Raw genomic sequence first — 7,752 nt, 5'->3', positions numbered from 1 at the left:
GGTGCGGGCCGGCATCCGGCAGCCCGACCCGGGCGAGCAGCCCCTCGGCCCGCGCCGCGGCGGCCCGCCGGTGCACGCCGTGCACCCGCAGTCCGAACGCGACGTTCTCGCGCGCGCTCAGATGGGGGAACAGGCGCGGATCCTGCCCGAGCAGCACGGTGTCGCGGCGGGCCGCATCCACCGTCCCGTCGGGCGTCGACAGCTCGCGGTCGCCGAGCCGCACGTGCCCCTCGTCGAGTCCCACCTGTCCCGCGAGCGCGCCGAGCAGCGTGGACTTTCCCGCGCCGCTCGGCCCCATGACCGCGACCGTCTCGCCGGGTTCGGCGCGCAGCGAGGCGTCGAGCGTGAACCTCTCGCCCCGCCGGACGACGACCCGCGCGTCGAGGCCCCGCGCATCCTCATCGGATGCCGCGCTCACCGCACGGCCTCCGGCCGCCAGGCGCGCACGAGCAGCAGCACCGCGATCGCGGTCACCAGCAGCATCAGCGACAGCGCGACGGCGGTGCTCTGCGACACCCCGCTGCCGTTGAACGCGGTGTAGATCGCCAGCGGCATGGTCTGCGTGACCCCGGGAGAGTTGCCCGCGAACAGCGCCGTCGCACCGAACTCGCCGATCGCGCGCGCGAAGCACAGCACGGTCCCGGCGATGAGCCCGGGAGCCGCCAACGGCAGCGTGACCCGGCGCAGGATGGTCCAGCGTCCGGCGCCGAGCGAGGCGGCCGCCTGCTCGTACCCGGTTCCGGTCGAGCGCAGCGCGCCTTCGACCGAGAGCACGAGGAACGGCAGCGCGACGAAGGTCTGCGCCATCACCACGGCGGTGGTCGTGAACGCCAGCCGGATGCCGACGGCGCCGAGCGCCTCCCCGATCCAGCCGTTGCGCCCGAACAGGAACAGCAGCGCGACGCCGCCGACCATGGGCGGCAGCACGAGCGGCACCGTCACCAGCGCGCGCAGCACGGACGCGACACGCGATCCGCTCCGTGCGATCAGCAGTGCGAGCGGCACCCCCAGCACCACGCAGACGAGCGTCGCGCCGATCCCGGTCACGAGCGAGAGCCAGAGCGCCGACAACGACTCCGGCGCGGTGATGTCCGCCCAGAGCGTGTCCCACGACACCCGGCCGACGAGGGCGGAGAGCGGCAGGAGGAGGAAGGCGAGCCCGATCACCGCGGGCACGGCGAGGACGCGCGGCGCGTAGCCGCGCATCCCGCCGGCACGGCTCACGGCTTCGCGAAGCCCAGCTCGGACAGGATCGCCTGGCCGTCCTCGCCGAGCACGTACGCCACGAAGGCCGCGGCGACCTCCGCATCCGGCGCGTCGTCGAGCGCGACGATCGGGTAGTAGTTGACGACGTCCGCCGCGCCTTCGGGCACGATCGACTCGACGTCGTCGTCGCCGATCACGTCGGTGGCGTAGACGAGGCCGGCGTCGGCCTCGCCGGCGGCGACCTTGGTGAGCACCGCCGTGACGTTCTGCTCGTAGCTCGCGGCGTTCACCGTCAGCCCCGCGTTCGACAGCAGCGTCTGGGCGGCGGTCCCGCAGGGGACGCCGACGGCGCACAGCACCACGGTGTTGTCCGGGTCGGCGAGGTCGGCCAGCGAGGTGATCCCGGCCGGGTTGCCCTTCGGCACCGCGATCACGAGCGTGTTCGAGGCGAACAGCTGGGCGTCTTCGGCGAGCCCGGCGTCGGTGACCTTGGCCATGTTGGCCTCGTCGGCCGAGGCGAACACGTCGACGGAGGCGCCGCCGAGGATCTGCGTGGCCAGCGTCGACGACCCGTCGTACGAGATCGGCTGCACGGTGACGCCCGGGTTGTCCTCTTCGAACGCGTCGGCGATCTCGTCGAACGCGGTCTTCAGGGATGCCGCGGCGTAGACGGTCAGCGTGCCGCTGAGGGCCGACTCGGTCGCCGACGACGAGCCGCCGGTGACGGTCGGGCTCGTGGTGTCGGTGCCGGAGCAGCCGGCGAACAGGGCGGCGGCGGCGAGTGTCGCGGCGATGGCGACGGCGCGGCGTGCGGTGAGGCGCATGTGTTCAGTCCTTCGGGGTCTCGATGATGACGGTCGTGGCCTTCACGACGGCCACCGCGAGCGATCCGGGCTCCAGCCCCAGATCGCGCGCCGCCTCGGCCGACATGAGGGAGACGACACGGTGCGGGCCGGACTGGATGTCCACCTGCGCCATGACGCCGTCCACCTGCACTCGCGTGACGAGTCCGACGAACCGGTTGCGCGCGCTGGAGAGCACATCGGTCGGATCGGCGACGGAGGCAGCGATGTCCACAGCGCGCTGCGCGAGCGCGGCTCCGGGGATCTCGGTCGGACTCGCATCCGTGACCGGGAGGATCCCCTGATCGACCCAGCGACGCACGGTGTCGTCGCTGACACCGAGCAGGCGGGCCGCCTGCGACACCTTGAAGCTCTGCATCTCGTCACTCTATCGCCGCGGGTGCGCACCGAAAGTTGCGATCGTGCCGCATCTGCGTTTCCGGCGCCGCACACTCGACAGACGCCGGGTGTGAGCGGATCCACGGTGGACAACGCCGGGCTAGCCTGGATGGATGCCACTGCCACCGCTGGTCGAGCCCGTCGCCGCGCTGTCGCCGGCCGAGCGCGAACGAACTGCGCGGCACACGACGCTCGCCGGCTTCGGCGAGCTCGCCCAGCGCCGGCTGGCGGCCTCCCGGGTCGCGATCGTGGGCGCCGGCGGACTCGGCTCGCCCGCCGTGCTGGCCCTCGCCGCCGCCGGGGTCGGCGAGCTGATCGTCATCGACGACGACGACGTCGAGGTGTCCAATCTGCAGCGGCAGGTGATCCACCGTCGTCGGGATGCCGGATCCCCCAAGGTCGACGGTGCGGTGCGCGCGGCGTCCGATCTGTCCCCGGAGACGGTCGTACGGCCGGTGCGCGAACGGCTCACGGCCGCGCGCGCCGCCGACCTGCTGTGGGGCGCCCACCTCGTGCTCGACGGCACCGACACCTTCGAGACGCGGACCGTCGTCGCCGCCGCCTGCGAGGCGCTCGGCGTGCCGCTGGTGTGGGGCACGGTGCAGGAGTTCGATGCACAGGTCACCGTGTTCTGGTCGGATCCCCCCGCCGGCGTCGAGCCGGTGGTGCTCGCCGACCTGTACCCGCCGCAGGCGGTCGGCACGCTGCCGACCTGCGCGGAGGTCGGGGTGCTCGGAGCGCTCTGCCTGCAGGTCGGATCGCTCATGGCGACCGAGGCGATCAAGCTCCTGACGGGTGTCGGCGAGCCGCTGCTCGGTCGCGTGCTGCTGATCGACGCGCTGCGCGCGCGGACGCGGGAGGTGCCGCTGCGGCCGAGCCTCGCCACCGGAGCGGAGCCGCACCGCGAGCGGCGCGCCGTGCCGGGCGTCGGGGATGCGGGCGACCCGGCCGTTCCGCACCTGCCGGCCACCGAGTTGTCCACCGCTCTCGCGACGGGCCTGACCGTCCTCGACGTGCGGGAGCCCGCCGAGACCGCCGCCGGCACGATCGCGGGCGCGCTGCGGCATCCGCTCGCCGAGGTGCTCGCCGATCCGGGCGCGCTCGGCACCGGCCCGTTCCTCGTCGTGTGCCAGGCGGGCGTCCGCGCCGAGCGCGCCGCCCGCGCGCTCATCGCGGCCGGGGTCACGGCGACCGTGCTCGAGGGGGGCATGGACGCCCTCCCCCACCTCCAGGACGGAGCGCACGCGTGCTGAGCGTCGAGGAGCAGCAGGCGGTCGTGCTGGCCGCCGCCGGCACGACGGAGGATGAGACGGTCGCCATCCCGGATGCCGCCGGCCGCACCCTGCGTGCACCGCTCACCGCGCGCGTGGACATCCCGGTGTTCGACAACTCCGCGATGGACGGCTTCGCCGTCCGCTACGAGGACGTCGCCGCCGCCTCGCCGGAGAACCCCGTGCCCCTCACGGTCGTCGCGGACCTGCCCGCGGGCAGCGGCCTCGACCCCGAGCTCGGCCCGGGACAGGCCGCCCGCATCATGACCGGCTCCGCCGCGCCGACCGGCGCCGACGCGATCGTCCCGTTCGAGGACACCGCCGCAGGGCTGGCGGACTCGCTCGGCGAGATCACCGTGCTCATCGCCCCCCGGCCCGGCGCGCACATCCGCCGGCGCGGCGAGGATCTGCGCACCGGCGACGTGGTCGTCCCCGCCGGCGTGCTGCTCACGCCGCTGCAGCTGAGCGCGGCGGCCGCCGCCGGTGTCACGCACGCCGTCGTCGCCCGTCGCCCGCGGGTCGCCGTCGTCTCCACCGGCGCAGAGCTGGTGCCGCCGGGACGGCCGCTGCGACGCGGGCAGATCCCGGAGTCCAACGGCGAGCTGCTCGCCGGGCTCGTCCGCGACGCGGGCGCGGAGCTCGTGCTGCGCACCACGGTCGACGACACGGACGCCGCCTTCCTCGCCGCGCTCGAGCGGGCACGCGCGGCGGGCGCCGAGATCGTCGTCACGAGCGGCGGCGTCAGCGAGGGCGCGTTCGAGGTCGTGCGAGGCGCCCTCGCCGGCAGCGACGTCTCGTTCGTGAAGGTCGCGATGCAGCCGGGGAAGCCGCAGGGCTTCGGCCGGCTCGACTTCGGCGCGCTGCTGTTCGGCCTGCCCGGGAACCCCGTCAGCTCCGGCGTCTCGTTCGAGGTGTTCGTGCGGCCGGTGATCCTGCGGATGCTGGGGCGCACCGGCATCCATCGCCCCCTGCTGCGCCTGCCGGCCGCGGTGGCGTGGAAGACCCCGCCGATCCGCCGTCAGTACCTGCCGGCGGCGATCGACCGCTCCGACCCCGGCCGGTGGACCGTGCGCCCGGCGACCGCCGGCGGATCCGGCTCGCACCTGGCCGGCGGCCTCGCCCACGCCGAGGCGTATGCGGTCGTACCGGGCGAGATCGACCGGGTCGAGGCCGGCGACCTCGTCGATGTCATGCTGGTCTCATGAGCTTCACCCATCTGGATGCCGCGGGCCACGCCCGGATGGTCGACGTGACGGCGAAGCAGCCCACCGTCCGCGCCGCCACCGCACGCGGGTTCGTGCGCTGCGCGTCCGAGGTCGTGGCGGCCCTGCGCGACGGCAGCGTGCCCAAGGGCGACGTCCTCGCCGTCGCGCGCATCGCCGGCATCCAAGGCGCCAAGCACACGCCCGCCCTGCTGCCGCTCGCGCACGTCATCGGCGTGCACGGCGCGGTGGTCGACCTCGCCGTGGTCGACGACGGGGTCGAGATCGAGGCGACGGTGCGCACGGCGGACCGCACCGGCGTCGAGATGGAGGCGCTCACGGCCGTCAGCGTCGCCGCCCTCACCGTGGTCGACATGGTGAAGGGCATGGACAAGGGCACCTCGATCGAGAACGTCCGTGTCGTCCGCAAGGAGGGCGGTCGGTCCGGCACCTGGACCCGCCCCGGCGAGGAATGACTCCCTCCGCCGTGTCGTCCTCCCCCGGCTCTCCGCCCCCTTCGGCGGTAGATGTCCCACTTCGGCGCGGTAGATGTCCCACTTCGGCGCGGTATGGATGGCTCATACCGCGCCGAAGTGGGACATGCTCACGACACCGGGCCCGAACACCCCGGACATGCCGGACGAGGACCTGCCGGGTGGAGCGATGACCCTCGGCGCGATCCTGCTCGCGGGGGGCCGCGCCACCCGGGTCGGCGGCGCGGACAAGGCGCTGTTCGAGGTCGGCGGACGGACGCTGATCGAGCGCGCGGTGACGGCGGTGACGGATGCCGGCGCGACCGGCATCGTCGCGGTCGGACCGGCGCGGGATGCCGACCTGCCCGGCGTGCGCTGGGTGCGCGAGGACCCGCCCTTCACCGGCCCGGCCGCAGCGATCGTCGCCGCCCTCGACGCCGCCGCGGCGAGCGAGTGGACGCTGGTGCTGGCCTGCGACCTGGCCCGGCCGGATGCCGCGGCGGCGCGTCTGGTCGCCGATCTCCCTCTGCTGCCGGCCGACGCCGACGGTGTCTGCCTGGCCGACAGCACCTCGCGTCCGCAGTGGCTGACCGGCGCCTACCGGACCGCAGCCCTGCGGCGGGCGGCCGCTGCCCTCCCCGACGCCGCGCGCCAGGCCTCGGTGCGGGCGCTGCTCGACGACCTCGCGATCGCGGTCGTGCGCGTGCCCGATCCCGTGGTCGCCGACGTCGACACGTGGGAGGATCTGGAACAGGCGCGCGCCGCCCACCGGCGCAGCGAAGGAGAAGAGACATGAGCGAGCACCTTCCCCCGGAGGCCCTCGACGAGTGGGGGGCGGTCCTGCGCGAGCGCCTCGGGCTGGGACCCGACGACCTGCCGATCGACGTCATCCTCGACCTCGCCGCCGACGTGGCGCGCGGCGTCGCACGTCCCGCGGCCCCCTTCAGCGCCTTCGCGGCGGGGCTGGCCGCCGGCCTGGCCGGCGGCGGAGCGGAGCACATCCGCGACGCCGTGGCCGCCGTGACGCAGCTGGCCGCCGACTGGCACGCGTCCTGATGGCGCGAGTGCGCTATTTCGCGGCGGCCGAGGAGCTGGCCGGCCGTGCCGAGGAGACGCGCGCCGAGGCGACGCTCGGCGGGCTGCGCCGGGCGCTGGCCGCCGAGCATCCCGGGCTCGGCGGCATCCTGCCCCGGTGCGCCGTGCTCGTCGCCGGCTCCCGCGTCGACGACGACACGGCGCTGGACGCCGACACGCTCGTCGACGTGCTGCCGCCGTTCGCCGGCGGGTGACCGCCGCCCCCTTCGGTTTCATCTCCGTGGAAGGGCACGGCGCGACGTGTCGCACACGCATGTCGACGGAGACGAGCCGGGTCAGCCCCCGAGTCCCTTCCAGGCGGTCGTGCCGTCGGCCTCGACCTGGCGCTTCCACACCGGCAGGGATCGCTTGATCTCCTCGATGACCTCGCGGCACACGGCGAACGCCTCGCCCCGGTGGCCGGCGGCCACGGCGATCACGACGGCCGCGTCGCCCACGGACAGACGCCCGATCCGATGGCTCACCGCCACCCGCGCGCCGGTGTCCCCGATCGCCCGCGCGGCGAGCTCGCCGAGGACCCGCTCGGCGTCGGGATGCGCGGAGTACTCCAGCGCGACGACGGCGGACGCCGCATCCGGATCGTGATCGCGCACCCGGCCGACGAAGCTCGTCTCCGCCCCGCAGGTCGCGTCTGTGACGAGCCGCAGATGCGCGGCGAGGTCGAGGGGCTCCGCGGTGATCGCCACCTGCACGACCGGCATCAGTGATCGCCCCCGGCCAGCTGTGAGACGACGTGACCGGCGATCGACAGCACCACCGGGACGCCGGATGCCACGGCCGCGGGCGATCCGGGCAGGTTCACGATCAGCGCGCCGCCGGCCACGCCGGCGAGCCCGCGGGAGAGCATGCCGGCGGGCTTCTCCGCCGCGCCGATCCGCCGCAGCTCCTCTGCGATGCCGGGCACCGTGCGTCCGATGACGCGCGCCGTCCCCTCCGGGGTCTCGTCGCGCGGCGAGAGCCCGGTGCCGCCGGTGGTCACGACCAGCTGCGCGCCTGTCGCGAGCACCGCTCGCAGCGCGGCCTCCACGCTGTCGGCGCCGTCGGGCACGACGACCGCGTCCGGGCATTCCCACCCGGCATCGCGCAGCAGCGCGACCGCGGCGGGTCCCGACGTGTCCTCGCGCCTGCCCACAGCCGCGCGGTCCGAGACCGTGATGACCGTGGCGAGCCGCATCGCTCCAGCCTAGGCCGTGTCATAACTCCGCCTCTCCCAGCGAACCGGCGCGCGAACCGCCGTGATCCCGCCGCGCCCCGCACACACGAC

General features: G+C 74.7%; 12 protein-coding genes. 6 read left to right on the top strand and 6 right to left on the bottom strand.

Going from position 1 to position 7,752, the window contains the following annotated elements:
- From QM626_RS10200 to QM626_RS10185, 4 genes are all read right to left on the bottom strand, one after another.
- Positions 1–418 (bottom strand): ATP-binding cassette domain-containing protein (locus tag QM626_RS10200; RefSeq protein WP_415076622.1); only part of this gene is annotated, 418 nt, incomplete at its 3' end.
- Complete coding sequence (locus QM626_RS10195; RefSeq protein ID WP_415076626.1) at positions 415–1,206, bottom strand: ABC transporter permease; 792 nt, start codon at positions 1,204–1,206, stop codon at positions 415–417. The genes QM626_RS10200 and QM626_RS10195, both read right to left, overlap by 4 nt.
- A 14-nt stretch (positions 1,207–1,220) precedes the next feature.
- Positions 1,221–2,030 carry a molybdate ABC transporter substrate-binding protein gene (gene modA, locus QM626_RS10190; RefSeq protein WP_415076620.1) on the bottom strand — a complete coding sequence of 270 codons (810 nt, stop codon included), beginning with the start codon at positions 2,028–2,030 and terminating at the stop codon, positions 1,221–1,223.
- Between the two features lie 4 nt (positions 2,031–2,034).
- A complete protein-coding gene (locus QM626_RS10185) occupies positions 2,035–2,427 on the bottom strand; it encodes a TOBE domain-containing protein (RefSeq protein WP_415076618.1) in 393 nt (130 codons plus the stop codon).
- 133 nt (positions 2,428–2,560) lie between these two features.
- Here QM626_RS10185 and QM626_RS10180 point away from each other — a divergent pair, with 133 nt between their 5' ends.
- From QM626_RS10180 to QM626_RS10155, 6 genes are all read left to right on the top strand, one after another.
- Positions 2,561–3,700 (top strand): ThiF family adenylyltransferase, encoded by a 1,140-nt coding sequence (locus tag QM626_RS10180; protein WP_415076616.1) that lies wholly within the window; start codon positions 2,561–2,563, stop codon positions 3,698–3,700.
- The gene (gene glp / locus QM626_RS10175; RefSeq protein WP_415076614.1) at positions 3,694–4,923 is read left to right on the top strand and encodes a gephyrin-like molybdotransferase Glp; all 1,230 of its coding nucleotides are present in this window, start codon (positions 3,694–3,696) and stop codon (positions 4,921–4,923) included. Before QM626_RS10180 ends, glp begins: the two co-directional genes overlap by 7 nt.
- Complete coding sequence (gene moaC / locus QM626_RS10170) at positions 4,920–5,396, top strand: cyclic pyranopterin monophosphate synthase MoaC (RefSeq protein ID WP_415076612.1); 477 nt, start codon at positions 4,920–4,922, stop codon at positions 5,394–5,396. Before glp ends, moaC begins: the two co-directional genes overlap by 4 nt.
- A 124-nt stretch (positions 5,397–5,520) precedes the next feature.
- A complete protein-coding gene (locus tag QM626_RS10165) occupies positions 5,521–6,189 on the top strand; it encodes a molybdenum cofactor guanylyltransferase (RefSeq protein ID WP_415076610.1) in 669 nt (222 codons plus the stop codon).
- Positions 6,186–6,449, top strand: coding sequence for a DUF6457 domain-containing protein (locus tag QM626_RS10160; RefSeq protein WP_415076608.1), 264 nt, complete (start codon positions 6,186–6,188; stop codon positions 6,447–6,449). The genes QM626_RS10165 and QM626_RS10160 overlap by 4 nt, the downstream gene beginning before the upstream one ends.
- Positions 6,449–6,682 (top strand): MoaD/ThiS family protein, encoded by a 234-nt coding sequence (locus QM626_RS10155; protein WP_415076606.1) that lies wholly within the window; start codon positions 6,449–6,451, stop codon positions 6,680–6,682. The genes QM626_RS10160 and QM626_RS10155 overlap by 1 nt, the downstream gene beginning before the upstream one ends.
- Before the next feature lie 81 nt (positions 6,683–6,763).
- Here the strand turns inward: QM626_RS10155 and QM626_RS10150 are convergent, their stop codons facing one another.
- A complete protein-coding gene (locus tag QM626_RS10150; protein WP_415076604.1) occupies positions 6,764–7,189 on the bottom strand; it encodes a molybdenum cofactor biosynthesis protein MoaE in 426 nt (141 codons plus the stop codon).
- Positions 7,189–7,662 (bottom strand): MogA/MoaB family molybdenum cofactor biosynthesis protein, encoded by a 474-nt coding sequence (locus QM626_RS10145; RefSeq protein ID WP_415076602.1) that lies wholly within the window; start codon positions 7,660–7,662, stop codon positions 7,189–7,191. Before QM626_RS10145 ends, QM626_RS10150 begins: the two co-directional genes overlap by 1 nt.
- Between the last annotated feature and the right edge of the window lie 90 nt (positions 7,663–7,752).

The sequence above is a fragment of the Microbacterium sp. genome, assembly GCF_047606385.1.
Classification (GTDB): Bacteria; Actinomycetota; Actinomycetes; order Actinomycetales; family Microbacteriaceae; genus Microbacterium.
Note: the sequence above shows the minus strand (reverse complement) of the source record. Positions and strands in the feature narration are given on the sequence as shown.